Genomic DNA, 26,817 nt, shown 5'->3' with positions numbered 1-26,817 from the left:
TTCACGGCAAGGAAAAGGCGAGAGTGGCCCGTCCGAAAGATCTTGATACGCTGCCGGACCGGTTACTGGCCTGGTACGACCGCCATGCGCGCGACCTGCCGTGGCGCGTGTCACCGGCAAGCCGGGCCGACGGGAATCGCCCGGATCCCTACAGGATATGGCTTTCGGAAATCATCCTGCAGCAAACCACAATTCCACACGGAACGCCGTATTTCCAGGCGTTCACGGACCGCTGGCCGACGGTGGAGGCGCTTGCACAATCGCGTGATGAGGACGTCATGACGGCCTGGGCCGGGCTTGGCTATTATGCGCGGGCGCGCAACCTGCTGAAATGCGCACGGGACGTGGTGGCATTGGGCGCGTTTCCGGAGACCGAAGCAGAGTTGCAGAAGTTGCCTGGAATCGGCCCGTATACAGCCGGTGCGATTGCCGCGATCGCGTTCGGCCAGCGGGCGGCCGCTGTAGACGGCAATGTGGATCGCGTGTTTGCGCGCTTGCTGGCACTGAAGGGCGACTGGGCCGCCGAAAAGAAGGTCATCGCCGCGTCTGTTCGTGCACTCGTGCCAGAGGAAAGACCGGGGGAGTTCGCCGAGGCGCTGATGGACCTTGGCGCGACGGTATGCACCCCGACCCGGCCGAATTGCCCGGCATGCCCGGTGGCAGACATGTGCCGGGCGCGGGCGGAAGGGGTGCCGGAACGGTATCCGATCAAGCCCGCCAAGGGGGTGGCAAGGGTGCGGCAGGGGGTGGTGTACGTGCTGGTGGAGGGCGATGAGATCATGCTGGTGCGCCGTCCCGACAAGGGCCTGCTCGGTGGCATGCTGGCCCTGCCGACAACCGACTGGCCAAAGATGGGCGTACCGGACGCGGCCCCTCCGGCGTCGGCCCGTTGGAAGACCGTCGGCGAAGTGCGTCACGTGTTCACGCATTTTACGCTGACGCTGACCGTGCAGCGCGGCACGCTCAAGGGAAAACGCCCGGACGGGCTGTGGACACCCATCCGGGACGTTGAGGGATTGCCGACCGTGTTTGCGAAAGCCTTCAGGCTCGCGACTTCCGGGGCCTAGTTGAGACCCATTTCGTCGCGGTAGCGGCGGCGCAGGAGGTCGATCGGCGCGAGGTCGCGCTTGTCGGTCTCGTAGTGCCAGTAGGTCCAGCCATTGCAGGCCGGTGCCTGCTGCACATGCGCGCCGAGGCGGTGGATCGAGCCGGACACGGCGCCGGTGGTCAGCGAGCCGTCGACGCGGATGCGCGCCTGGTAGCGCCGCTGCGGCGAGAACAGGCGGTCGCCCGGCTTCAGCCAGCCATTGTCGATCAGCGCGCCGAAGGGCACGCGGGGCAGGGACTTCTTGCTGCGCTCGGTTTCAAGCATCTCGCCCTCGATCGGCGTGATGGCAGCCAGGCGGGCGCGGGAGAGGCGGGCATAGTCAGGGTCACGCTCGATGCCGACATAGTCGCGTCCGAGACGCTTTGCGGCTGCCGCCGTGGTGCCTGTGCCGGAGAAGGGGTCGAGCACGACGTCGCCGGGATTGGTGGTGGCGAGCAGGACGCGCGACAGCAGGCTTTCGGGCTTCTGCGTGGGGTGGGCCTTCTTGCCGGCTTCATCCTTCAGCCGTTCGCCGCCCGTACAGAGCGGAATCATCCAGTCGGAGCGCATCTGCTTGTCTTCGTTGAAGGCCTTCAGCGCATCATAGTTGAACGTGACGCGCGATTCCTCGGACTTGCCAGCCCAGATCAGGGTTTCGTGGGCATTCTGGAACCGTGTGCCCTTGAAGTTCGGCATGGGGTTCGCTTTCAGCCAGATCACGTCATTCTGGATCCAGAAGCCCTGGTCCTGCAGGACCGTGCCGACGCGGAAAATGTTGTGGTAGGAGCCAATAACCCAGATTGCGCCGTCATCCTTCAGGACCCGGCGGCACTCTTCCATCCACTGGTGCGTGAACAGGTCATAGGCATCGAAACTGTCAAACTTGTCCCAGTCGTCATCGACACCATCGACGACGGATTGGTCCGGGCGTGTCAGGCCACCACCGAGCTGCAGGTTGTAGGGCGGGTCTGCGAAGACGAGATCGACGGATTTGTCAGGCAGGCGGCTGAGGATGTCGATGCAGTCGCCTTGCAGAATTGTGTTGCGCTTCAGTTCCATGTGGTCAGCCCCGTGTAATCTACGCGTGTTTCGTCAGGCACGAATCACTGGACGGCGCCGGTTTCTATAAAGTTACCCGCCCGCATTCAGCGCACCTCGTATTCGTTTCGGATACGAAACTAACCGATTCGTTCGCCTGTGGATAACCCTGTGGACAAATATATGAAGATCGCGTGGATTTCCTGTCAGAAGCCGAGTGAAAGCTGTTGATCGGGCCGCACGGGTGGACAAAACAGGTCTGTCCTCAGGGCCAGCCGCGGCGCGTCGATGCCCAGCCGTCTTCTCTCGCGCAGGAATCGCTGGCGGATCAGTTGAGCGATTGGCCCATGTCCGCTGCCCCGCTCGAACCAGCGCGCGTCATAGTCCTTCCCGCCGCGCATTTCGCGGAGCGTGTTGATCACCCTGGCGGCCCGGTCGGGCACATGCTGGGCAAGCCATTCGTGGAACAGGTCCTTGATCTCGAAAGGCAGGCGCAGAACGACATAGCCGGCCCCGGTGGCGCCGTGCGCGGCGGCGGCTTCAAGCAGCGACTCGATTTCGTGATCGGTCAGCGCGGGGATGATCGGCGCCATCATCACCGTTACCGGTATGCCGGCGTCGGACAGCGACCGGATGGTATCAAGCCGCCGCGATGGCGTAGCGGCACGGGGTTCCATCTTGCGCGCGAGTGACCTGTCGAGTGTCGTGATCGAAACGCCGACCCTGACGAGGCCCTTTGCTGCCATGGGGGCGATCAGGTCGATATCGCGCAGGATAAGGGTGGATTTGGTCAACAGGCTGACCGGATGCTGGTGCTCGGCCAGGATTTTCAGCAGTTCACGCGTGAGGCCGGTCTCCCGCTCGACGGGCTGGAAGGCGTCGGTATTCATCCCCAGGGCGATGGGCCGTGGCCGGTATCCTGGCTTTGACAATTCCCGTTTCAGCAGGTCTGGCGCGTTCGGCTTGAAGAAGAGCCTGCTTTCGAAATCGAGCCCCGCCGACAGGCCGCCATAGGCATGGCTGGGCCGGGCAAAGCAGTAGATACAACCATGCTCGCACCCCCGGTAGGGATTGATCGACCTGTCAAAGGAAATGTCAGGCGACTTGTTGAAGGTGATGATCGTGCGGGCGGTTTCCCGGGTCAGGGTTGTGTCGATCCGGTCGGCCGGCGCCTCGATACTGTCCCATCCATCGTCGAATTCATGGCGGGTTTCCGGCTCGAACCGTCCGGTCTGGTTCGAGATGGCGCCGCGGCCACGTTGCTCTGCCCGTTCGGCTGCGGCCCGTGCCTCGATCAGGGTGACCCGCCCCTTGGGCTTCAGTTTCTGTCCTGTCCTCATGCCGGGCAATGTGCCCATAAGGAAAAGAACAAAACAAGAACAATATTGAGGTTTGCGACCGCAAACTGTGGATGACTTTCCCGGCGTCAGCCTTTCAGCGTGTGAAAATTGCCCAGGATCAGACGAATGTGTTCCGGCATGTCGAGGGACAGGAATTCGCTGAAATCGCTCGCCCGCGCATCCGCGCTGACCCGGGCCGCGCTGGCGACCTTGAGGCACATGGACCATTGCCCGAAAATGCGCGCGTCTGCGGCTTCGGAGACGACCGGGACAACTGACACATGACGCTGGTCGGCACGAATATTGGAAAACAGGCGGTCGACCCTGTCCTGGGCACCTTCAAGGACCTGCAGGAAGTTCAGGCCATTGTAGATCAGAAGTCCGGTAATATCGTTTTCGGCATTCCGGGCATTCGCCACGGTCATGATATCCACGATGTCCGTGGCGAGCATCGATTCTGCGGCTGCGCTGATGTAAATTAGGCGATGCATGACTGTCCCCCGAGGTGAAATTGAACACGCGTGTTCGACTGCGTTTCAGGTATACGTGCGATAACATAGATCAGATCGCGAAAGACCGGTCAGCGCACCAGTCGCGCCAGTCATCAGCTTCGTCGACATCGATCAATTCGCGAAGGGTCGCGACGCGCGCCTGCCGAGGCAGGCGGTTGCGAACGTCATTCATCGCGTGCGGTCCCGACCAGCGAACCCCTCGGAAAGGAGACCGCGTTTGGGCCCCCTTGTTCAGGCCGAACAGCCAGAAGCCACCATCCCGCGCCGGTCCGAAGACAGCGTCGTGCCGCCGGAGCGCGACGACGGCGGCGCGCAGCAGGCCGGTGCTGAGGTCCGGCGCGTCGGCGCCAATGAACAGGACCGGGCCAGGCGCGGCTTCGCGCAATCCCCGCTCAAGCCGTTCGGTCAGCCCGCCCTGGCCCTGGCTGCGGCGTTCCAGGCTGGGTGGCCAAAGGCCGCCGAGCGTGCCCGTGAGCGCCGTGTCCGGGGCGGCATAAAGCCGGACGTGCCAGGGGCCGCGCAGCGCGGCGCGCATGGTGCGCGACAGGGTGAAGTGAGCGATACGCCGGGCTTCGGTGGGGCCCAGTCCGCGGGCGAGGCGGGTCTTGGCAAGCCCCATCCGGGGCGGCTTGGCGTAGATGAGGACGGTGGGTTTCGTCATCCCTTGGCCTTACTTTTGTCCTCAAGCTGAGGAAAGCTGCTGATCAAACACGGGAGAGGCATATCATGAGACCGCATCGACTTGTCGCCGCTGTGCTGGGCTTGGTGTCCCTGACAGCCTGCTTCTACAGCGAAGTGCCGCTGATCCCGCCCAGCGCGCAAGTCACATTGCCTCACGCCAGCGTCATCTTGTGTCTCGAGGACGATTGCCGGACCGTGCAGGCGGACGCGGATGGCGTGTACGAGATATCGCCACCCGAGGGCGAGGACGATGAAAAGCCGATGAATGTGCGTTTCCAGCGTCTCGTGGCGGACGGACCCAATCCGGTCTACCTCGCAGAAGCCGAAAACCTGGACGAGCCGGACGTCACCTACAACTACCTTGTCGCGCACGTGCGGATGACCGCCGGCGGCGACATTCCCACCTATGAATTCGCCATGCCGGATTGCGCCGAGGCGTCCGACGAGACGCTGGAGCAGTACGCTTTGGTGCGGGTCGACAAATACGCGTGCCGCGTGACGGATCTGGACGCCTTCAAGGCCTATCTCGTTGCGCAACATGGTGACGATTTTGAAACGGCGGAATTCTGGCAAGACAACTAGGTATAGTCCTTGGCCAGCTTTTCCGGACTCGTGCCGAGCAGGAAGCGGGCGAGAATCCAGCCATTCTTCCAGGCTCGCTTGCGCCAGCCGTCGCGCTCATACTTGGCGGCGGATGTGCGCGCGTCAGCGTCGAGGAATGCAAGGCGCTGCTTCCCGATGGCGCGGACGATCATCACGTCTTCCATGAGGCGCACGTCAGCAAAGCCGCCGACCTCATCATATAACGTGCGTGACATCAGCAGCCCCTGGTCGCCATAGGGCAGGCCGAGCCATTGCGCGCGGCGGTTGGCACGGCTTTCGAGCCACCGGGCACCTTTGGCGTCCGAGCGGTATTTCAGGCGGAACACGCCGGCCTTGCCGGGGCGGTCGCGGATGTGGTCTGCGACCCGCTCGGCCCATTCCCGCGACAGTGCGGTGTCGGCATGCAGGAACAGCAACCAGTCGCCGCGTGCGGCTTCGGCACCGGCAATCAGCTGGCGGCCCCGGCCCTTGGCGGCAGTGATGACAGTCGCGCCCGCCGCCTCGGCAATCTCGCCTGTCCTGTCGTCCGAATAGCCGTCGGACACGACGACCTCGCGGATCAGGCCGGATTCGAGGCCCGGCATCAGGCTTTCGAGGCAGAGCGGCAGCTCGTGCGCGGCGTTCAATGTGGGAATGATGATCGACAGGGGGGCAGGCATGAAAATTTCCTAGCAGGCGCGTGTGGTCTCAGGAACTCCCGCCGGGCATCCGCGTTCCGGATTCAGGCTCAATGAACAAGGAAGATGCACATGACCACGATCTACGACCGCCTGAAATCCGACCATGACCGCCAGCGCGACCTGCTCGCCCGCCTCGCTGAAACGTCCGGCGACAGCGATATGCGGCGGGAGCTCTGGACGACATTCTATTACGATATCGGTGCGCACGCGGCGGCCGAGGAAGAGGCTTTCTACGCGCCCCTGATGGAGAACTCCAAGGGCCAGCCCAAGGCCCGCCACTCGGTTTCGGAGCACCACGAAGTCGACGAGATGATCCAGGACATCGAAGGCATGGACTTCAGTTCGCCGGGCTGGCTGGCTCGGTTCAAGACGATGCGCGACCGCTACGAGCACCATATCGACGAAGAAGAGAACGAGATTTTCGAAACGGCGCGCAAGGTTCTGGGGGCGGATTCGTCGGGCGAGATCGCCGCGACGTTCGACACGCGCAAGAAAAAGGAACGCAGTCTGGTTGACGCCAAGGCCGAAGCCGAACTGGAGGAATAGTCAGCCGAGTTCGTTCAGCCGCTGCTCCACCAGCAGCAAGTCACGCCACGCCCTGCTTTTGTCCTGGGGGCGGCGCAGCAGGTAGGCCGGGTGAAGGATCGGGATCAGCGGGATGCTGGTTCCGTCCTGCGCTTCGAAAACATGTTCGGTACCGCGCAGTTTCATGATTCCCGCACTTGTGCCGAGCAATGCCTTGGCGGGGACACCGCCCGCGGCGATGATGAGCTTTGGCTTTCCGAGAACGATCATGCGTTCGACAAACGGCCGGCAGACATCGAGCTCTTCAGCGTCCGGGTTCCGGTTACTCGGCGTACGCCAGTAGTTCACATTGGTGATGAAGGTGTTCTCGGTGCGCGAGCGATTGATCGCGGCGAGCATGCGGTCCAGAAGCTGCCCGGCCTTGCCGACAAAGGGCAGGCCGCGCCGGTCCTCTTCGGCGCCCGGGCCTTCGCCGATGACCATCAGGTCGGCGCCCTGAACGCCGTCGAAAACGACAGAGTGTTCGCATGAGGCTTTCAGCGGGCAGCCTTCGAACGCCTCGATGGCCGTCTTGAGTGCCTCAAGCGATTCGCTGGCGGCTGCGGCTTTCCTGGCTTCTTCGGTCCAGTCGACTGGAGCCCGTCCGCGCCGTTGAGGGGGCCGGGGCGTCGATTTGGCAGGGTCGCTTCGATTGTCCGGCGCCTTGCGGGACGCGGCTTCCGCCCGCATCACCGCGTCGACACGGGCTGAATCGACTTCCACACCCATATCCTGCCACCACTCTGTCAGGGCCTGAAGGGCTTGGCTTGACGTGGGGGCGGGCATTGAGACGCTCTGGACCTTCCTGAAACAGGCTGTATTTGCTTAATGTTTGAAACGTACGGCGGTATCCTACACGCCAGAATGAGGAGTTACCAATGGCTGATGACGCCCCGCAGCGCGAGTCGATGGAATATGACCTGGTCATTGTCGGCGGCGGCCCCGCTGGCTTGTCAGCCGCGATCCGGTTCAAGCAGGCGGCCAACGCGGCCGGTGAAGACCTGTCTGTCGTCGTGCTGGAAAAAGGCGGCGAGATCGGTGCGCACATCCTGTCGGGCATCGTGCTCGATCCCAAGGCGCTGAACGAGCTGCTGCCGGACTGGAAGTCGAACAGCGATTGCCCCCTGAAGACCGAGGTCAAGGTCGACCGTTACAAGCTGCTCGGCGAAAGCGGGTCTGCCGAGCTTGGCTGGCTGCCGTTTCCACCGCTGATGAGCAATCATGGCTGCTATACCGGTTCGCTGGCGAATGTCTGCCGCTGGCTCGGCCGTGAAGCCGAGGCGCTTGGCGTGGAAATCTATCCGGGCTTTGCCGCGTCGGACGTCGTTTATGGCGAGAAGGGCGAAGTGCGCGGCGTCGTCGCCGGCGTCATGGGGATTGGCGCGGATGGCGAGAAGAAGCCGGACTATGAACCCGGCATGGAGCTGATCGGAAAATATGTCCTGTTCGCGGAAGGTGCGCGGGGATCGCTGACCAAGCAGGTGATGAAGCGGTTTGACCTGGAGGCAGATTGCGACCCGCAGAAGTTCGGCATCGGCCTGAAAGAAGTCTGGTCCGTGCCCGAGGAAATTTTCGTCGAAGGCCTGGTGCAGCACTCGTTCGGCTGGCCGGTCAACGACAAGCACGGCAATGGTGGCGGCTTTCTCTACCATTTCCGCGACAATGGCGAACCGTTCGTGTCAGTCGGCTATGTTGTTCACCTGAACTACAAGAACCCGTACCTGGCACCCTACGAGGAATTCCAGCGCTACAAGCACCACCCCGATATCAAGCGATATCTCGAAGGCGGCAAGCGCGTCGCCTATGGCGCGCGGGCGATCACGTCTGGCGGCCTGCAGTCCATCCCGAAACTCAGCTTCCCGGGCGGGGCCTTGATCGGCTGCTGCGCCGGGTTCGTGAACCTGCCGCGCATCAAGGGCACCCATAATGCCATGAAGACGGGCATGCTGGGCGCGGAAGCCGCGTTCGAAGCCATCAGGGCCGGGCGCTCGGGCGACGAAATGACCGAATACGACACCGCCATGCACGCGAGCTGGGTGCAGAAGGACCTGGCAACCGTGCGCAACATGAAGCCCCTGATGTCGCGCTTCGGCACCATGATCGGCGCCATGATCGGCGTGCCCGACATGTGGATGCGTTCGCTCGTCGGCTTCAGCTTCCTGCCGACATTGAAGCACGGCAAGACCGATGCGGCGTCCCTGCAACCGGCCAAGAACTTCAAGCCGATTGCCTACCCCAAGCCGGACGGCAAGCTCAGCTTCGACAAGCTTACAAACGTTTCATTCACCAACACTTTCCACGGTGAAGACCAGCCGGTGCACCTCAAGGTCCTGGATATGGCGCTTCAGAAATCCTCGGAACACGATGTCTTTGACGGCCCGTCGGCACGGTATTGCCCGGCTGGCGTCTACGAATGGATCACGGAAGGCGACCAGTTGAAGTTCCAGATCAACGCGCAGAACTGCATTCACTGCAAGACGTGCGATATCAAGGATCCGAACCAGAACATCAACTGGACTGTGCCGGAAGGCGGCGGCGGCCCGGCATATACCAATATGTAAGGCAGGCACTGCAGTGGCTGCAGACGGCGCGGGCAGGGGCAACCTGTCCGCGCTTTCTGCATCTGGCGGCCTTGCTCCTGCCGCAAGGGGCTGCTTCACTCCGGCGAAACGATGGACCGGAGAGCCCCAAAACCCATGCGCTTCAAATCTGCCCTTGCCGCCTCTGCCGCCGTGCTCGCGGTCTTGCTCAGCGGATGCACATCTACCGCGCCCGCAACGATCGTGGACCGCACGCAATCGTCCCTTGATGGGGCGGTGCTGTCGCCGGCAGCCCGGTCAACCGCCGTCCTGGGGGCCGATGGCCAGCCGGTCGGCGTCGGCGCCTATCCGGCACCGATCGACGCCGTAAAGGCCGGCGACATGGCCGCGTTCCTGACGATGACGCAGGAACTCGATACCGAAGACCGCAACTCCAACCCGTTTTTCAATGCCTTCCTGGCGCTCGACCGGGCCGCAGCCGGTGATACGGCTGGCGCCCGGATGATCCTGGACATCAATGATGACGGGGATGCCGAAAGCAGCCAGTCCAGCCTCTACGCCTATCTCGATTCATGGCTCCTGGCGCTCGACGGTCAGCCGGACGAAGCGATCGAACGGCATCGCACTGCCGCCGGCGACATGCCGGGTTTGACGGGAGACCTGTCGCTTGCGGCGATGCTGGAAGCGCTGGGCCGCCCGGAACAGGCGCTCGCGGTCTATGAAGCCATGACGCCGACCAATATCGAGGCGCCTGAACACGAGTTCGATCCCAAGGCCTTGCTGTATTCCCACGTCAAGACGGTGATCTCGCGTCATGCCCTGCTGTTGCAGCGCCTGGGCCGCATCGAGGAGGCCAAGGCGACCTATCAGCGGCTTGCCGATGCGGAACCGGAGGAAGTGATCAGCTATGCCGCCGCGCTCGACAGTCTCGAGACGGGCAAGAACCTGAACAACAAGGCGCTCAATGTTCGGTCGGCCTTTACCCAGTCGCTGGCAGACGTGTCGCGGGCGATGCAGGAGCAACGCATCATCCGCAAGATCATGATGGGCGGGCGGCCTGACGGGTTTGATGACCAGCGGTCTGCGCTCGACCAGGTCGCCTTGCTGATCAATCCCGAGGACGAAGGCCTGCGGACTTCGATCGCCGACGATTTCTACGAAAATGCCCTCTACGCTGCTGCTGCGCATGTCGCGCTGTCCGGACCGAAACCGACGGCATCACTGGAAATAGCCGGCGGGCAGGCCTTGATCATGGCCGGTCAGGAAGACGCAGCTCGCAGCGCGATCGACCGGGCGCTCGCGCTCGCCGACACCGACAACAAGCTGCAGACCCTGTATGGCGCGCTGCAGTTGCGGACGCTCCTTGATGATGAGGCAGCCGCGACCGACCTCGTCGAGGAACTGCTCGCAATTGCCGACAACCCGGCTGAACAGGCCGCCGCACATGGCCTTGCAGCCCAAATCTACAGCCAGTTCGGGAATGTCGGGGAGGCAGCAGAGAATGCGGCCGAGGCGCGGAGCCTGGACGATACGCATGACAGGCGCCTGGCGCTTGCCGACGCCCTTGGCAGGGCAGGGAAGATCAATGAAGGGCTCGTGATCCTCCGGACCGAGCAGCTTGCCCGGCCAAACGATCCTTATACCCTGAATTCACTTGGCTATTTTCTCGTCATCTATACCGACAAGCACGAGGAAGGCTACAGGATCCTGGCGCGGGCGCGGGCCCTGGCCGAGCGCGATCCCTATATCGCGGACTCGTTCGGCTGGGCGCTGTACCAGTTGGGCGACCTTAACGGCGCACGCCGGCAGATCGAAGCGTCTCGCCGCGAACTGGCGCCTCACCGCCACTGGGAAATCGAAAACCACCTTGGCGATATCTACTGGCATCTCGACCGCAAGGACGAAGCCCGGGAGGCGTGGCAGTTCGCGCTGGACAACCGTCCACCGGCGATCGACCGCCGCAAGCTGGAGGCCAAGCTGGCCGACGGCCTTGAAGGGCCACCACCCGAGAAGCGGCCGCTGCCGGATGTTTCCCTGACGGATGGCGAAGTTGGCCGGCAGGACATCTGACACTGGCCCCTTTCAAGGGCCGCCGACGCGCCTTACTATCGCCGGAAACAGGTGCGATTCCGGCGCCGGATGCCAGGTTGGACTGGCCGAGTGACAGGACAAGCAAATGGCTGATGCCTACGAGAAACCCCGCATTCCAGCCTGGGTATGGCCTTGGACGCGGCGCCTTTTCATCGCCGGCACTGTCCTGGCGATCATCGGGTTCATCGCGCTGTGGATGTATTTCGCGGCGCTTGGCCGGCAGGTGCCGTCAATTGCCAAGCTGAAGCAGTACGAGCCGCCGATCACCTCGCGTGTCCACGCTGGCGACGGGACGCTGATTGCGGAATTCGCGGACCAGCACCGGGTGTTCGTGCCCTATGAGTCAATTCCCAAGCACGTCATCGACGCCTTCGTGGCCGCCGAGGACAAGAATTTCTTCACCCATGACGGGCTCGACTATGTCGGCATCACGCGCGGCGCGCTGAATACGGCCAAGAACAAGCTGACGGGCAGTGGTGGCATGCAGGGCGGGTCCACGATCACCCAGCAGGTCGCCAAGAACATGCTGCTGACGCGCGACCAGAACTTGAAGCGCAAGGCCAAGGAAGCGATCGTTGCCCAGCGCATGGAGAAAGAGTTCACCAAGGGTGAGATCCTCGAGCTCTATCTCAATGAAATCTATCTCGGCGGGCGCGCCTATGGCGTCGGTTCCGCGGCGCTCAACTATTTCAACAAGTCCCTGCCGGAGCTCAACCTGTCGGAGGCGGCAATCCTGGCGTCGCTGGCCAAGGCGCCATCCGAAGTGAACCCGTACACGAACCCCGACAGGCTCATCAACCGCCGGAACTACGTGCTCGGCCGGATGGTCGAGGACGGGTATATCACCAAGGAAGAAGCGGACACCGCGAAAGCCATGCCGTTGGCGACCACGAAACGCCTGCGCGGCCCGGAATATGCCGCGGCGACCTATTTCGTCCAGGAACTGCGCCGGGACCTGATCAAGACCTATGGCGAAGAGACGCTTGAGCAGGGCGGCCTGTCGATCCGCTCGACGATCGACACCCGCATGCAGCTCGCCGCCCAGCAGGCGGTCCAGGACGGCCTCGTCGCCTATGACCGGCGCCATGGCTACAGAGGGCCCGTCACGAAACTCGATACGGGGAATGGCGCGCTAGAAGCCCTGAACGCTGTCACCCTGCCGGGTGGCTATGGCACATGGGAGGCTGGTCTCGTCACCTCGATTGGCAGCAAGGGTGCCGAACTCCTGCTCACGGATGGCGCCAAGATCAGGCTGCCGGCTGAAGAACTGGAATGGGCAAAGACCTACAAGCCGAAAGACGGCAAGCCGGGCCTTCAGGTCGGCGACGTTGTCCTGGCAGAACTTGAGCGCAGGTTGCTCAACGCAGCCGAGACCGGCGCACCGCCACCGGACGAGCCTGAACTCGACGAAGAAGGCAACCCGATCGCCCGGCCCGCCGCGCAATCCATGCTGGTTCCGGTCGGCAATGCAACCCTGCGGCAGGTGCCTGATGTTGACGGCTCCCTGGTCGCGCTTGATCCGCATACGGGTCGCATCCTGGCCATGCAGGGCGGCTATTCCTTCTTCAAATCGAGCTACAACCGGGTCACCCAGTCAAAGCGCCAGCCCGGCTCCAGTTTCAAGCCGTTCGTCTACGCTGCCGCGCTGGAAAAAGGCTATACGCCAGCGACGCGGATGCTCGACGCGCCCTTCGTCTCGTTTGATGTCTCAACCGGCGACTACTGGCGCCCTGCCAACTATACCGAAGGCCGCTCCTACGGCATGGTGACCTTGCGCATTGCGCTCGAGAAGTCGCTGAACCAGGTGACGGCGCGTGTCGCGCAGGATATCGGCATGGAGGCGGTGTCCGCGTTTGCCGAGCGCGCCGGCGTCTATGACAAACTTCCGCCCTACGCGGCGATGTCGCTGGGGGCTGGAGACGCCTATCTCATCGACCTGGCGCGCGGATACGCAACATTCGTGAACGGCGGCAAGAAGGTCACGCCAACCCTGCTCGACAGGGTTCAGGACCGCCACGGACGCACCCTGTTCCGGCACGATGAACGCCCGTGCGAGGGGTGTCAGGCTGAAGAGTGGAACGGCCAGCCGCCGCCGGAATTGCCGGACGACCGTGAACAGGTTCTCGACCCGATCATCGCGTACCAGATCACCCACATGCTTGAAGGCGTTGTCGAGCGCGGCACGGGTCGCAGGGCCCTTCGCGTTGGCAAGCCGCTTGCCGGCAAGACAGGTACGACGGATGACTACCGCGATGCCGTGTTCCTGGGCTTCTCGCCAGACCTGGTGGTCGGCGTGCGCGTCGGGTTTGATGACAACCGGTCACTCGGCGAAGGCGAGGCGGGCGGCTCGGTCGCTGCGCCAATCTTTACCGACTTCATGGAAAAGGCACTGGAAGGCACGCCCGGCATTCCGTTCCGGATTCCTCCCGGTGTCCGCCTGGTGAAAGTGGATGCCCGCACCGGCGAATTGCCCGGACCGAATACGTCGGTGATCATCGACGAGGCCTTCCGGCCGGGAACCGAACCGGGCATGGCCGCCTTCAACAGCTCGGACGATTGCCTGTCTATCTCCGGTGCGTGCGGCACGTCGAGTTCGTCGAACTACGGCACCTTTGACCCGCGTACGGGTGAGCAGCCGGTTCCGGAAGACGGCAAGACGTCGACACCGCCGGAAACAACGGCCGACGACAATCTCGACGACATTTACTGAACCCGCTTTTGACCGAATGGCTCGGCTCGGCTATTCCGGCCGGGCATCGCCAATTCAACAAATCTGCCCAACAAGGCCTGACCCCATGTCCGCTGAAATCAAATCCATGATCGATCAGATCCGCCAGTCATCCGAATTGCTCCGGAGGCGTCTTTGACTGGGATACAGCGACCAAGCGCCTTGATGAACTGACCAGCCTGTCGGAGCGCCCCGACTTCTGGGACGATCCACAAGCCGCGCAGGCCATGATGCGCGAACGCCAGCGCCTTGCGGACGGTATTGCGACTGTCAACGCGCTGCAGCGGGAAGCCAGCGATGCCGAGGAACTCCTCGAACTCGCCGATGGCGACGCCTCGATGGTCGGCGACATCGAACGTGCGCTGGCAAAGGCCGCAGCCCGTGCCGACAAGGCCGAACTGGCAGCGTTGTTGTCAGGCGAAGTCGACGGCAATGACGCCTTCCTTCAGATCAACGCCGGCGAAGGCGGAACGGAGAGCCAGGACTGGGCGAACATTCTGCGCCGCATGTACATGCGATGGGCCGATGCCCACGGCATGCAGGTGGAAGAACTCGACGAGCGCGAGGGCGAGGAAGCCGGCATCAAGTCGGCAACGATCCAGATCAAGGGCGAGAATGCCTATGGCTGGCTGAAGTCGGAGCAGGGGGTTCACCGCCTTGTTCGGATTTCGCCGTTCGACAGTTCGGCGCGGCGCCATACGAGCTTTGCGTCTGTCAGTGTCTCGCCGGTGATCGATGACACGATCGAGATCGAGATCAATCCGTCCGATGTGCGCACCGACACCTATCGCGCGTCCGGCGCCGGCGGCCAGCACATCAACAAGACTGACAGTGCCGTGCGCTTGACCCACGCGCCCAGCGGCATCGTCGTGTCGTGCCAGGTATCGCGGTCCCAGCACCAGAACCGTGACCAGGCCTGGCGCATGCTGCGCTCGAAATTGTACGAGCAGGAACTGCAGAAGCGCCGGGACGCGGCGTCTGATGCCAATGCGGCCAAGAGCGCGATCGGCTTTGGCCACCAGATCCGCTCCTACGTCCTGCAGCCCTACCAGATGGTCAAGGACCTGCGAACGGAGGTCGAGACGTCCGACACGCAGGGCGTGCTGGATGGCGACATTGACCGGTTCCTGAGCGCGGCGCTGGCCGCCGCAGTGGAGCAGGGGACGCAGGCCTAGGCGCGCGTCCCCATATGGCGGCTAGGCACTGCGCTCTGCCGGAATCCCCAAAAATCCCACCAGATACAGCCTTTTGCCGGGCTGGGCAGAATTACCACAGCAGGGGATCAATCTCTCACCCTGAAGAATGTCTCGATTGACACTTTCCCGAAATCTGATCATGTTTCAACAAGTGTTGAAATTACTCACAAGAAAATCCCAGGGAGAAGAGAATGACCAGATCCTACAATCGAATAGCCTATGCGGCGCTCGCGGCGACAGCTCTGACGTCCATGATGCCTGTGTTCGCTCAAGACGCGGACGCGCCGACCGAGGCCAACGCGGAACGCCGGTTCGGGCCGGTCGTGGTGACGGCGCAGCGCCGTGAACAGAACCTGATCGACGTCCCTCTGTCGGTTTCGGCGTTCGACGGGAACCTGCTTGCAGAACTCGGCGTGTCCGACATTACCGAAGTGGCGAAGATTGCGCCGAACGTGACGCTCGAAGTGTCGCGTGGCACCAACTCGACGCTGACCGCCTTCATCCGCGGCGTCGGCCAGCAGGATCCGGTTGCCGGCTTCGAAGCTGGTGTCGGCATCTATGTCGATGATGTATACCTCAACCGTCCCCAGTCTGCTGTTCTCGACGTCTTTGATGTCGAGCGCATCGAAGTCCTGCGCGGCCCGCAAGGCACGCTCTACGGACGCAACACGATCGGCGGCGCGGTGAAATATGTCACGCGCTCGCTCGCCGACGTGCCGACCCTGAACGCCCGCGCCGCACTTGGCACTTATGGTCAACGTGAGGTCGTCGTGTCGGGCAGCATGCCACTGACGGACACGTTCCGCGTTGGCGCCGCAGTCGCTGCTCTGTATCGCGAAGGTTACGGCGAAAACATCATCACCGGCCAGGACAACTACAACAAGGACGTCGGCTCGGCCCGCCTGTCGGCTGAGTGGGACGTCACGCCTGACTTCCAGCTGCGCTTTGCTGGCGACTTCACCCGCGACGAATCGAATGCGCGGCAGGGCCATCGCCTGATCCCTGACCAGTTCGCGCCGTTCACCTACCCGGTCCTCGAAGACGAGTATGATACACGCGCCGGCCTGAATGTCGTTGGCCAGGAATCGGAAGCCTGGGGTGGGTCGATCACGGCCGAATATACCGTTTCCGACACGATCACGCTGAAGAACATCCTCGCCTACCGCGAAGACGACAGCACCTCGCCGATCGACTTCGACAGCCTTCCGGAAGCCGATCTCGACGTTCCGGCGAACTATGCCAACGACCAGTTCTCGGAAGAATTCCAGATCCTGTATTCCGGCGACCGCCTGAACGGCATCGTTGGCGCCTACTATCTCGACGCCAATGCCTCGACCGTGTTCGACGTTCTCCTTGCCACGACGGGCGACCTGCTCTTGCTGCCAGGCCTGAACGCGCAGACGTTCGGCGATGTCGGCACCAAGACCTGGTCGATCTTCGGCGACTTCACCTACGACCTGACCGACAAGTTCAGCATCGCTGTCGGCGCGCGTTACACTGAAGACGAGCGTACGTCGCAAGTCCTGCGCCGCACCTACATCTTCGGTTTCTCCGAATATTTCGGCGGCAACCCGACGCTTATCGCGACAACGTCGGATTTCAACGGCTCAGCCACGTTTGATGATTTCAGCCCACGCGTGTCGCTCAGCTACAAGCCGACGGATTCCAGCAACGTCTATGCAACCTACTCGCAGGGCTTCAAAGGCGGGTCATTCGACCCACGTGGCCAGACGACGGCGGCACCGGACCTCGACCTCAACGGCACCGTGTCTGAAGACGAGATCTTTGACTTCATGCAGTTCGACCCGGAAGAAGTCGACAGCTACGAGATCGGCTACAAGGGCAGCCAGTATGGCGGCGATCTTTCCTACAGCATTGCGGCATTCTACTCTGACTACAAAGACGTCCAGGTGCCGGGCTCTGTTGGTATTGATACAGACAATGATGGCGTCAACGACACGTTCACGGGCGTGACGACCAATGCCGGCGCAGCAACCATCTGGGGTGTCGAATTCGAAGGCAACGCGACGCTCGCCGAGCAGGTGTTCAACGAATCCGATCTCTTCAACCTCGGTTGGTCGGTCGGCTATGTCGACGCGCAATATGACGAATACATCGATGCCTTCGGCAATGATGTGGCGAACCAGCGCGTCATCCAGAACACGCCTGACTGGACCGCAAGTGGCCGCCTGTCCTATGACACGCCACTGACGATCCTCGACAATAATGGTCGCCTCCTGGTAAACACGCTTGTCTCTTACCGCGGTGACTCCAGCCAGTTCGAAGCACCCAACCCGTACCTCGACCAGGAAGCCTACACGGTGATTGATGCCGGCCTGCGCTGGGAAACCGAAGGCGGTCGCTGGGGCTTCAGCCTGAACGGCAAGAACCTGACCGACGAACGCTACATCGTGGCGGGCTATAACTTCGTCACGATCAACCCGAACGGCACGTTCACACCGACGCTCGGCCTTGAGGGCACGCTGACGGCCTTCTACGGCGATCCGCGTACGGTCACTTTCGGGATTGACTACAAGTACTAGGAAGTCCGGCTCTTCGGATTATCTTTCGGGGCGGCGCTGGAAAACCGGCGCCGCCCTATTTTTTTGCCCGGGGCGCGAGAATGCGTTCGAAGCCTGCCGTGATGAAGTCCACCAGTTCCGGATAGCCGCCTTCCAGGTCAGTCGACCGGACCTTGCCACCGGACAATTCGTCAAGACGGCCGGTTTGCGCGAAGGCCAGGGTGAGCGCGCCGGACAGGCAATGATATCCCCAATAGATCGCGTGCTCGCTCGCGTCCGGACGCACCGCGCGCAGGGCGTCGATGAACTTGTCGATCGCCGGGTTGAAATATTGCGACATCAGCTTGCCGCCCCATTCCGTCGAGTTGTTCACATAGGCAACCAGGGCGTAGTAATGGCGCCAGCGCGGGTCGGTCAGGTGATCGCCCGTCATCAAGGGGCGCAGATAGGCATCGATGATCTCGTAAATGCTTGCGGGTCCGGGCGCTGCGGCATCGGTGGCCTGCTTCAGGGCTTCGAGGCGCCAGGCGTTCAGGATCTCGGCGCGCCGCATGAAGGTCTCTTCGAACACCGCGGTCTTGCGGCCGAAATAATAGTTTGCCAGCGCCACATCGACGCCCGCTTCCTTGGCAATCGCGCGCAGCGTGACACCGTCAAATCCGTGCTCCGAAAAAAGCTTCTCGGCGGCGTCCAGAATCGCCGTTCGTCGCCCACCAACTGTAACACCGTCTGCCATTGCCGTTTGTCTCCTCACCCATTCTCTTTGCCAACAATGGTAACGAAATCAGGGCAGGTCGCAACAACTGCTTGCCCGATCGCAGGGTTTCGCTACTGTTTCAACAAATGATGAAAAAGTCGCGGAGAAAAAGATGATCGCCTGGAAAATTCTTCCGCAAAATGCTGCTGGCAGGTCGCGACCGAGCCACCCGAGCCCTGCCGCCGAAACCCGCTTGCACGGCGAACCTGGTCTGGTTGGCGCGATGCCGGCAGGCGCGTTTTCTCCGGAGGTCCGCGCGTGACCCATTCGACCAGCTCGCCGGCGCGGCCCATCAACCGGTCATGGGTTCTGGCAGTCTTGACGCTCGTCTACACGTTCAATCATGTCGACCGGCAGATCCTCGTAACGCTCCTCGAACCGATCAAGGCCGATCTCGGCCTGCTGGACAGCCAGCTTGGCCTCCTGACGGGCCTGGCCTTCGCGGCCTTCTATGCCACGCTCGGCATACCTGTCGCGATGTGGGCGGACCGGGGGAACCGGCGGAACATTATCGTGCTGGCGCTGACGATCTGGTCGGGCATGACGGCGATTTCCGGACTGGCTGGCAATTTCTGGCACCTGCTGCTTGCCCGTATGGGTGTGGGGGTTGGCGAAGCCGGGGGCACGCCGCCGGCGACCAGCATGATCGCGGATCTCTATCCGCCGCAGCAGCGCGCCTTTGCGCTCGGCATCTACACGACCGGCATCGGGCTGGGCATCATGATCGGCTATATCCTGGGCGCTTTCGTGTATGCGCATTTCGGCTGGCGGGCCGCTTTCTTCGTGGCCGGTATTCCCGGCCTGATCCTGGCATTGTTGCTGCGGCTGACTGTGCGCGAACCGATTCGTGGCCAGTCCGAGTCCCGCGCAGATGACCTGCCGGCGCCGCCCGTGCTGGAAACCCTGAAATTCATCCTCAGCCAGTCCTCATTTCTCTGGCTGCTGCTCGGATGCCTGTCGATCTGCATATCGGCCAACGCCTTTGTTGCGTTCACGTCCAGCCACCTTCAGCGTCTCTACGTGCTGACGCCGGCGGACGTTTCCATTCCGCTCGGCTTGCTGATCGGCGGTGTTGGTGGTGCAGGCGCAATCATCCTCGGGCGGGTCTGCGACCGCTTGTCCCGGAATGACCTGCGCTGGCGCCCGTGGATGATCGCGATCTGTTCAGCCGTCGCGCTGCCGTTTGCCTGGATGTTCCTTCAGGCACCAACGGTCGGGCAAGCCTATCTGTGGAACGTGGTGCCGAGCTTTGTCGGGCTGATCTATGCGAGCATCGCCTACACCGCCGCGCAGGAACTGGTGAAGCTGCGGATGCGCGCGTTTGCCTCGGCGTTCACATTGTTCTGCCTGACACTTGTCGGGATCGGAGGCGGGCCCTGGATCGCCGGCAGCCTCAGCGACATGTTCAGCGCGCAGGGCGTTGCGGTGCCACTCGGGCATGCGCTGGAATTCATGCTGGTGTTCAACGGGCTCAGCATTGTCTGCCTGCTGATGTCGGCGCGCACTTACCGGGCCGACGCGATCCGCGCGGCGCAGGCCTGATCAGCCATAGGCGCTGAGGACTTCATCCACGGCCCGTTCCAGGTCCTTCAGGGTGGCGACGTGGCTCATCTGGGTGCAGTAAGGCAGGTAGCGCGGAATCGCGCTGTCGCCCGTTCCCCAGAGCGGGCGGGCTTCCGGGTTCAGCCAGATAACCTGCTTGGCCCGCTGTGCGAATTGCTGGAACAGGTCGTTGCGCGGGTCGCCATAGTTCGAGCGGCCATCGCCCAGGACGATGATCGTGGTGCGACGGTCGATGATGCTCTCATGGTCGACCTTGAGGTCGGACCAGGCCTGGCCGTAATCGGTTGATCCCATGCCGAGGTCGCGGATGATCTTCGTCATCGCCGCTTCGAACTCGTTATTGTCGAGAATGTCGTCGACCGCGCGCAGCCGGTTCGAGAAGGCAAAGGCGTGAAGGTCGGGCACGACATCGGCGAGGGAATAAAGGAGAAGCAGGAGGAAGCGCACATACCGCGCTACCGATCCCGAGACATCGCAAATGGCGACGATCTTCGGTCGGTCGCGCTTTTTCTGGCGCCAGATGACGTTGAACGGCACCCCATCGAGCCCCGCATTGGCGCGCATTGTGCGGCGGACATCCAGTTGGCCGCGATTGCGCTTCCGGCGGCGGCGGGAATGTTTGACCGCGAGGCGCTTGGCGACCTTGGCGATCAGGATCTTCATGCGCTCCATGTCATACTGGTCGAGCGCTGAAAGCCGCTTTTCGGCGGCGAAATCATTGCGGAACTGGTCGGTTTCGCCGGCGCCGAACACATCGAAGGCGCGCTCGGCCCGGTCGCGGGCGCGCATGGTCAGGTCGCGGCGCATGTCGATCAGTTCCTGCGCGCGTGTTTCGTTTTCCTCGCCGCGACCCTGGAGGGCTTCCAGCAGGCGTTCCTGGAGTCCGTCTCCGCCCATCTGCTTGACCATCTGCTGGGCGAAATAGGCGACCTGCGTGGAGAAGCGGATATTGTCGATGCCCGCTGCCTCGGCGGCGCGTTCCATGGCGAGGGATATGGCTGTGTCGTCACCGGATTCCATGAGCGCGATGAGGTCTTCGGGCGAGGCCGGGGCTTCGCCATCGGTGCTTTCCGTTTCGGACGAGGATTCACTCCCGCCGCGCTGGGAATCGGAATGGGCGAAGTAGAGATCGAACAGGCGGTCGTGGACCTGTTTTTCCGTCTCGGACTTGGCGAGGACGCAGCCGAGGGAATCCTTCAGCAGGGACCGGTCCTGATAGCCGATCAGGGCCACGGCCCGGGTGGCGTCGAGCGCTTCACCTGTGGAGACCCGCACATCTGACGAGCGCAGCGCGCGGATGAAGTTGGTGAGCGTGCGCTCCATCTCCGCTACCCGAGTTCGGGATAGCCGGAGGCCGTGCGGCCGCTTCTGTCCGGCCCGGCCGCCTCGCGCACCAGGCGGGGGATTTCCTTGGAGACTGCGGCGATATCGCTCTCGTGTTTCAGGAGGACATTGAGCGTGGATCGCACGAAGGCCTCGTCGAGGGCGCTTGCGTGCATCAGGAGAAGTGTCCTTGCCCAGTCGACGGTTTCCGAGATTGACGGCCGCTTCTTGATATCGGTGTCGCGCACGCCCTGGACGAAGCTGACGAGCTGCTTCAGCAACACGTCCGATACATCCGGCACGCGGGCCTGAACGATGCGGCGTTCGCGGGCGGCGTCGGGGAAACCGATATGCAGGTGGAGGCAGCGCCGTTTCAGGGCATCGCCAAGCTCGCGGACATTGTTGGAAGTCAGGATCACCAGCGGCGGGACCTGGGCGCGGATCGTGCCGATCTCCGGCACGGTGACCTGGTAGTCAGACAGGACTTCCAGCAGGAACGCCTCGAATTCCTCGTCCGACTTGTCGATCTCGTCGATCAGCAGGACCGAACCGGACGGCTGCTGCATGGCGGTCAGCAGCGGGCGGGATTCGAGGAACTGCTCGGAGAAGAACAGGTCTTCGAAAGAGGCCAGCTTGCCGAGGGATTGCGAGAGATTGTCGGCAGCGCCGATCAGCTCGTTCAGTTTCTCCTTGAGAATCTGGGTGTAGAGCAGCTGCTTGCCGTATTTCCATTCATACAGCGCCTTGCCCTCGTCGAGGCCTTCATAGCATTGCAGCCGCAGGATCGGCGCTTCGAGCCAGCCGGCGAGGGACTGGGCCAGATCGGTCTTGCCGACGCCGGCAGGCCCTTCGATCAGGATCGGCTTGCGCAGGCCGTGGGCCAGGAAGACGGCGGTGGAGATTTCGCGGGTCGAAATATAGCCGACCGATGCGAGCCCTTCGGTGACCGCTTCGATGGAACTCAGCGGCTCGTAGCCGGTGGGGATGTCTTTTGCCATGCTGAAAGGGGTAGGGGGCGGGCGAAAGGCTGGCAAGGCATAACGCTGGGGGAGCCTCTGTTACCCGTTTTCGCGGCAAACGCCGGGGGCGCGTGCTGTTCGTCCTGTTCGGCATTGCCTGGTGTCCCGGCCTTGGCCGGGAATCGGCCTGCAGCCGTAACCGGAACCACCCTTCGGCGCCCGGCAGGACCTGTCTGACAGGCTGTCGGATTCAGCTTGAATTGTCCCAGCTTTCCAGCGCCGTACGGATGAGGCCCGGCAGGGCAGTCGCGATCATGCCGAGTTCCGGCACCATCCGATGGGTGCGGGGCATGGGCAGGGCGACGGGCCGGGCTTCGCCGCGGTCCCGCTGGCGCTGGAGCGCGCGGGCGAGACGCCTTGCATGCGCGTCCGGGGCGGCGAGCACCTGCTGCAACGCCGCGAGGCGGGCCAGGATCGGCGCGGCCGGCACCGGGCCGGATGCACGGACAGTGCACGGAAAAAGCCCGGACGTGTCCGGACCGAACCCAGAGAGCAGCTTCCCGGTCAAGGCAAAGCCCGGCACGGCCTTGCGGCACACGGGGTCTGCGAGCCGATCCCCGGAACCAGGCGCCGCCGGGCTGCGCGGTTTGACCGGGGCGAGGGTCAGCGACAGGGCCAGCAAGGTCAGCAGGCGGCGGACGATCACCTCGAGCTGCGCGAGTTGCGCCGCCGCCTTCTGCGCGAGGGTGCGGGCGAGGGTGGCCGGGTTGAGATGCGCCTGCGTCATCCCGGCCACGTGCGCGAGGGCACGCTGCGCCTGCTGGAAGCCCTGGATGAGGAAGGCGGACGGATCTGTCATGGCGGCCAGTATAGGCCGGGCGGGACCAGGGTTGGATTGGGTGGGGGAGAGAGGCACTGCAGTGAGACGGATTGCCGTGCAAGGACGGGCCGGATCCGTGCTGGCATTCGCCGAAACTTCGGCTAAGCTTTTCCGCAAGCTTGAATATGTGGAGGGAATACAGATGAACATGACCAGGATGATTGCAGCGGCCGGCCTGGCCACAAGCATGGCAATGCTGGCTCAACCAGCCCAGGCGCAGGAAAAGATGATGGGCGAAATCTTCATGACCGGCGCGAATTTCTGTCCGCGCGGCAGCCTGAACGCGGATGGCCGGTTGCTGCCCATTTCGGAGTACAGCGCCATGTTCTCCCTGTTCGGGACGATGTATGGCGGCGACGGGCGGACGACTTTTGCCCTTCCTGACTTGCGCGGGCGGGTGCCGGTGAATGCCGGTCATGGTCCCGGCCTTTCGCCACGCTCAATGGGCCAACGGGTCGGCTCTGAGTCGCATACGCTGACCACTGCGCAGATGCCTGCGCACACGCACATGCTGGACGGATCGGCCACGGACGGCGACGCAGCCGAATCACCTGAAGGCGACGTTTTCGTCGTCGAATCGCGGGACGCTGACGCCGAAGGCACGGGCACTGTGCCATCTGCTGCGGTTGCAACGGGCAAGACCGGCGGGAGCCAGGCATTCTCGAAGCTCAATCCGTCGCTGGCGATAAATTTCTGCGTGGCGATGTATGGGACCTACCCGTCACGGGACTAGGGATTGACGCTCCGCGTGGCGGCAATTTGCGGGTGCCTTGCCTGTTCCCGAGTGTGCCCTGAAGGGTTCGACAGGAGTCAGGTGAGGCGCTAGGGATTTGGCCATGCCCGTCGCCCGGATTCTCTTTGTCCTGCCGCTGCCCGAACCGTTTGATTATGCGGTGCCGGAGGGGATGGACGTCAGCGTTGGCAGCTATGTCACCGCGCCGCTGGGGCAGACCGAGCGGCTGGGCGTCGTGTGGGACATGCTGGACGACGCGGCGGCGGCGGGGCGGACGCTGAAGCCGGTCATCTCTGTCTATCCGGCGCCGCCGATGCCAGCGGCGATGCGCGAATTCATTTCATGGGCGGCGAAATACACCGTGTCGCATCCGGGCCATGTGCTGGGCATGGCGCTGAGGGCGCGGGGTGGGCTGACGCCTTCGCCGACCGAGACCGTGTTCCACCTGACCGGCGAGGAACCGAAGAAACTGACCGATACGCGCCGGCGCGTGCTGGATGCGGCCGAGGAAGTGGGCGCGGCGAACGCGGCGACGCTGGCTGCGGCGGCAGGGGTGTCGAGCGGGGTGGTGAAGGGGCTGGTGAGTGCCGGGGCCCTGCGCGCCGAGGAGATGGCGGCGGATGCGCCATTTGCCGTGCCGCAGCCGGACCTGCCGGGGGCGGTGCTGACGGGCGAGCAGGGGGAGGCCGCTGACGCGCTGAAGGCCGCGATGCGGACGGGGGGCTTTGCCGCCTTCCTGCTGGATGGCGTGACGGGGTCCGGCAAGACGGAAGTGTATTTCGAGGCGATTGCCGAGGCGTTGCGGGTGGACCCTGACGCGCAGGTTCTGGTCATGCTGCCGGAGATCGCGCTGACGCAGGCGATCCTGTCGCGGTTCGAGGCGCGATTCGGGGCCGCACCGGCGCCGTGGCATTCGGGCCTGTCGGACAAGGACAGGCGCCGGACCTGGCGCGAGGCGGTGCATGGCCGGGCGCGGATCGTGATCGGGGCGCGTTCGGCGCTGTTCCTGCCATTCGCCAACCTGAAGCTGGTCATCGTCGATGAAGAACATGACGGCAGCTACAAGCAGGAAGACGGCGTGACCTATCATGCCCGCGACATGGCGGTGATGCGGGCGAAGCTGGAGGGGGCAGGCGTGGTTCTGGCCTCGGCGACGCCAGCGCTGGAGACCGTGGTGAATGCCGAGGCGGGCCGCTACACGCGGCTGATGCTGGCGGCGCGGCCGGGCGCGGCGCGGCTGCCGGACGTCGAACTGGTGGACCTGCGCCGGGCGCCGCCGGCAAAGAATCAGTGGCTGTCGCCGCATCTTGTGCATGCCATGCAGGAGACCCTGGCGGCGGGCGAGCAGACTTTGCTGTTCCTCAACCGGCGGGGCTATGCGCCGCTGGTGCTGTGCAAGGCGTGCGGCGAGCGGCTGAAGACGCCGGGCACCGAGAACTGGCTGACCGAGCACAGGTATTCCGGGCGACTGGTCTGCCATGTGACGGGGTATTCGATCCCGAAGCCCAGCGTGTGCCCTGCCTGCGGGGCGAAGGATTCGCTGATGGGGGTAGGCCCGGGGGTGGAACGGGTGGCCGAGGAGGTGCGCGTGCTGATGCCGGAGGCCCGGATCGAGATATTCTCGTCGGACACGGCGATGGGCGGCGACGCAACGCGCGGAATCATCGACCGCATGGAAACCGGTGAGATCGACGTGCTGATCGGCACCCAGATTGTCGCCAAGGGGCACAATTTCCCGAATCTGACCCTTGTGGGTGTGGTCGACGCCGATTCGGGCATGAAGGGCGGCGACCTGAGGGCCGGAGAGCGGACCTACCAGCTTTTGAGCCAGGTGGCGGGCCGGGCCGGACGGGCCGAGCGGCCGGGGCGGGCGCTGGTACAGACCTATGCGCCCGACAATCCGGCCATGCTGGCGCTGGCGGACGGCGACCGCGACGGCTTCCTGCAGATCGAGCGGGATGTGCGGGCGGAACTGGGCCTGCCACCGTTCGGGCGGCTGGCCGCGATGATCATTTCGGCGCCGAGTGCGGAAATGGTGGATGAAACCTGCCGCGAGATATCGCTGGCGGCGCCGAATGCGGCGGGAATCGAGCTGTTTGGGCCGGCTCCGGCGCCGATAACGGTGCTGCGCGGACGCCATCGGCGCAGGTTTCTGGTAAAAGCGCCCAGAAACATTGATCTTTCGGCTTATATGGCGGCCTGGCTGGCGCGCCTGAAACCGCCGCGGCCTGTACGGGTATCTGTGGATATCGACCCTTACTCGTTCCTGTAACGCCGGTTCTCTGCTCTACGTGCCATTCCGCCGCATAAATTGGCGCTTTGGCCATGTTGTCAGGGTGATTTTCTGGTGCTAAGCGGCGCACAGTTCTATAGGGAGCGCGTGTCGGGCACGCTGCCTCTTTTCACAATTCCGGGCGTTACCCGCCCCGACAAGCAACGGACCCTGGACCCTTGACCGCATCGACGACGACACATGCGAGTGAAGCTGCCCGGCGCTATGCGCGGGCGCTGTTCGAGCTTGCACAGGACAAAGGCCAGCTGGCCGAAGTGCATAAAGATCTCAAAGCCTTTGTCGAAATGGAGAAAGGGTCCAACGACCTGACCATCCTGCTCGATTCGCCGGTCTTCTCGCGTGGCGAGAAAGTCGCTGCGCTGGCCGAGGTGATGGCCAAGTCCGGGCTCGGCACGATGCTGGCCAATTTCGTTGGCGTGATGGCCACGAACGGCCGTGCCAGCGACATCCGGCAAGCCCAGGTCGCATTTGACGAACTTTACGCCAAGCAGCGCGGCATCCAGCGGGCTGTGGTGCGGACTGCAAAGCACATGACCGGCGCCGAGCGCGGCCGGATCGAATCTATCCTCGCCAAGGCCGTTGGCGGCGAGGTTGAATTGACCAGCGAGGTTGATCCCTCGCTCATCGGCGGCATCCAGCTGCGCATCGGATCGAAACTGGTCGATGCGAGCATTGCCGCCAAACTTGAACGCATGAACACCGCCATGAAGGGAGCATAGTCAGCTCG

General features: G+C 63.3%; 22 protein-coding genes. 12 read left to right on the top strand and 10 right to left on the bottom strand.

Going from position 1 to position 26,817, the window contains the following annotated elements; genetic code table 11:
* Window positions 1–23 precede the first annotated feature (23 nt).
* The gene (locus HJO_RS05705; protein ID WP_035614844.1) at window positions 24–1,067 is read left to right on the top strand and encodes an A/G-specific adenine glycosylase; all 1,044 of its coding nucleotides are present in this window, start codon (window positions 24–26) and stop codon (window positions 1,065–1,067) included.
* Here HJO_RS05705 and HJO_RS05700 read toward each other — a convergent pair.
* The 4 genes from HJO_RS05700 to HJO_RS05685 all read right to left on the bottom strand — a co-directional run bounded on the left by HJO_RS05700 (window position 1,064) and on the right by HJO_RS05685 (window position 4,638).
* Window positions 1,064–2,146, bottom strand: coding sequence for a site-specific DNA-methyltransferase (locus tag HJO_RS05700; protein ID WP_035614842.1), 1,083 nt, complete (start codon window positions 2,144–2,146; stop codon window positions 1,064–1,066). The two genes, HJO_RS05705 and HJO_RS05700, sit on opposite strands and share 4 nt — an antisense overlap.
* A gap of 185 nt (window positions 2,147–2,331) precedes the next feature.
* Entirely contained in the window at window positions 2,332–3,465 is a 1,134-nt protein-coding gene (locus HJO_RS05695) for a PA0069 family radical SAM protein (protein ID WP_051618363.1), read from the bottom strand.
* Between the two features lie 86 nt (window positions 3,466–3,551).
* Window positions 3,552–3,956: a BLUF domain-containing protein gene (locus HJO_RS17600; protein WP_051618313.1), complete on the bottom strand. Its 405-nt coding sequence runs from the start codon at window positions 3,954–3,956 to the stop codon at window positions 3,552–3,554.
* 70 nt (window positions 3,957–4,026) lie between these two features.
* The gene (locus HJO_RS05685; protein WP_035614841.1) at window positions 4,027–4,638 is read right to left on the bottom strand and encodes a TIGR04282 family arsenosugar biosynthesis glycosyltransferase; all 612 of its coding nucleotides are present in this window, start codon (window positions 4,636–4,638) and stop codon (window positions 4,027–4,029) included.
* Window positions 4,639–4,703: 65 nt separating this feature from the next.
* Between HJO_RS05685 and HJO_RS05680 the strand changes: the two genes are divergently transcribed.
* Entirely contained in the window at window positions 4,704–5,240 is a 537-nt protein-coding gene (locus HJO_RS05680) for a hypothetical protein (protein ID WP_156945432.1), read from the top strand.
* Here the strand turns inward: HJO_RS05680 and HJO_RS05675 are convergent.
* Window positions 5,237–5,920 (bottom strand): TIGR04283 family arsenosugar biosynthesis glycosyltransferase, encoded by a 684-nt coding sequence (locus tag HJO_RS05675; protein ID WP_035614838.1) that lies wholly within the window; start codon window positions 5,918–5,920, stop codon window positions 5,237–5,239. The two genes, HJO_RS05680 and HJO_RS05675, sit on opposite strands and share 4 nt — an antisense overlap.
* Before the next feature lie 90 nt (window positions 5,921–6,010).
* Between HJO_RS05675 and HJO_RS05670 the strand changes: the two genes are divergently transcribed.
* Window positions 6,011–6,487 (top strand): hemerythrin domain-containing protein, encoded by a 477-nt coding sequence (locus tag HJO_RS05670; protein ID WP_035615322.1) that lies wholly within the window; start codon window positions 6,011–6,013, stop codon window positions 6,485–6,487.
* On the opposite strand, the gene HJO_RS05665 is transcribed toward HJO_RS05670, so the two are convergent.
* A complete protein-coding gene (locus HJO_RS05665) occupies window positions 6,488–7,234 on the bottom strand; it encodes a uracil-DNA glycosylase (RefSeq protein WP_156945454.1) in 747 nt (248 codons plus the stop codon).
* Window positions 7,235–7,383: 149 nt separating this feature from the next.
* On the opposite strand from HJO_RS05665, the gene HJO_RS05660 reads away from it, so the two are divergent.
* The 5 genes from HJO_RS05660 to HJO_RS05640 all read left to right on the top strand — a co-directional run bounded on the left by HJO_RS05660 (window position 7,384) and on the right by HJO_RS05640 (window position 17,603).
* A complete protein-coding gene (locus tag HJO_RS05660) occupies window positions 7,384–9,066 on the top strand; it encodes an electron transfer flavoprotein-ubiquinone oxidoreductase (protein WP_035614834.1) in 1,683 nt (560 codons plus the stop codon).
* Between the two features lie 135 nt (window positions 9,067–9,201).
* Window positions 9,202–11,115: a tetratricopeptide repeat protein gene (locus HJO_RS05655; protein WP_035614832.1), complete on the top strand. Its 1,914-nt coding sequence runs from the start codon at window positions 9,202–9,204 to the stop codon at window positions 11,113–11,115.
* A gap of 106 nt (window positions 11,116–11,221) precedes the next feature.
* Complete coding sequence (locus tag HJO_RS05650) at window positions 11,222–13,846, top strand: penicillin-binding protein 1A (protein ID WP_084141593.1); 2,625 nt, start codon at window positions 11,222–11,224, stop codon at window positions 13,844–13,846.
* 85 nt (window positions 13,847–13,931) lie between these two features.
* Window positions 13,932–15,039, top strand: a protein-coding gene (gene prfB, locus HJO_RS05645) for a peptide chain release factor 2 (protein ID WP_156945430.1) whose coding sequence is annotated in 2 segments (ribosomal slippage) — window positions 13,932–14,000 and window positions 14,002–15,039 — 1,107 coding nt in all. Because the reading frame shifts where the segments join, the coding sequence is not laid out codon by codon here.
* Window positions 15,040–15,251: 212 nt separating this feature from the next.
* Window positions 15,252–17,603, top strand: a complete 2,352-nt coding sequence (locus tag HJO_RS05640; protein ID WP_035614830.1) for a TonB-dependent receptor — start codon at window positions 15,252–15,254, stop codon at window positions 17,601–17,603.
* A gap of 55 nt (window positions 17,604–17,658) precedes the next feature.
* On the opposite strand, the gene HJO_RS05635 is transcribed toward HJO_RS05640, so the two are convergent.
* Complete coding sequence (locus HJO_RS05635) at window positions 17,659–18,318, bottom strand: TetR/AcrR family transcriptional regulator (protein ID WP_035614828.1); 660 nt, start codon at window positions 18,316–18,318, stop codon at window positions 17,659–17,661.
* A gap of 279 nt (window positions 18,319–18,597) precedes the next feature.
* Between HJO_RS05635 and HJO_RS05630 the strand changes: the two genes are divergently transcribed.
* The gene (locus HJO_RS05630) at window positions 18,598–19,881 is read left to right on the top strand and encodes a spinster family MFS transporter (protein WP_051618312.1); all 1,284 of its coding nucleotides are present in this window, start codon (window positions 18,598–18,600) and stop codon (window positions 19,879–19,881) included.
* On the opposite strand, the gene HJO_RS05625 is transcribed toward HJO_RS05630, so the two are convergent.
* The 3 genes from HJO_RS05625 to HJO_RS05615 form a co-directional block, all read right to left on the bottom strand.
* On the bottom strand, window positions 19,882–21,225 hold the full coding sequence (locus tag HJO_RS05625; RefSeq protein WP_035614825.1) for a VWA domain-containing protein: 1,344 nt from the start codon (window positions 21,223–21,225) through the stop codon (window positions 19,882–19,884).
* A 5-nt stretch (window positions 21,226–21,230) separates the two neighbouring features.
* The gene (locus tag HJO_RS05620) at window positions 21,231–22,223 is read right to left on the bottom strand and encodes an AAA family ATPase (RefSeq protein WP_035614823.1); all 993 of its coding nucleotides are present in this window, start codon (window positions 22,221–22,223) and stop codon (window positions 21,231–21,233) included.
* A gap of 211 nt (window positions 22,224–22,434) precedes the next feature.
* Window positions 22,435–23,043 (bottom strand): hypothetical protein, encoded by a 609-nt coding sequence (locus tag HJO_RS05615; RefSeq protein WP_035614821.1) that lies wholly within the window; start codon window positions 23,041–23,043, stop codon window positions 22,435–22,437.
* Between the two features lie 169 nt (window positions 23,044–23,212).
* Here HJO_RS05615 and HJO_RS05610 point away from each other — a divergent pair, with 169 nt between their 5' ends.
* The 3 genes from HJO_RS05610 (at window position 23,213) to atpH (ending at window position 26,809) form a co-directional block, all read left to right on the top strand.
* On the top strand, window positions 23,213–23,797 hold the full coding sequence (locus tag HJO_RS05610) for a phage tail protein (protein ID WP_206741814.1): 585 nt from the start codon (window positions 23,213–23,215) through the stop codon (window positions 23,795–23,797).
* Window positions 23,798–23,900: 103 nt separating this feature from the next.
* Window positions 23,901–26,069 (top strand): primosomal protein N', encoded by a 2,169-nt coding sequence (locus HJO_RS05605; protein WP_035614819.1) that lies wholly within the window; start codon window positions 23,901–23,903, stop codon window positions 26,067–26,069.
* A 179-nt stretch (window positions 26,070–26,248) separates the two neighbouring features.
* Window positions 26,249–26,809, top strand: a complete 561-nt coding sequence (gene atpH / locus HJO_RS05600; protein WP_035614818.1) for an ATP synthase F1 subunit delta — start codon at window positions 26,249–26,251, stop codon at window positions 26,807–26,809.
* Window positions 26,810–26,817: the final 8 nt, after the last annotated feature.

The organism is Hyphomonas johnsonii MHS-2 (genome assembly GCF_000685275.1).
GTDB lineage: Bacteria > Pseudomonadota > Alphaproteobacteria > Caulobacterales > Hyphomonadaceae > Hyphomonas > Hyphomonas johnsonii.
The sequence above is the reverse complement of the archived record's forward strand: the minus strand, read 5'-3'. Positions and strand labels throughout refer to the sequence as shown.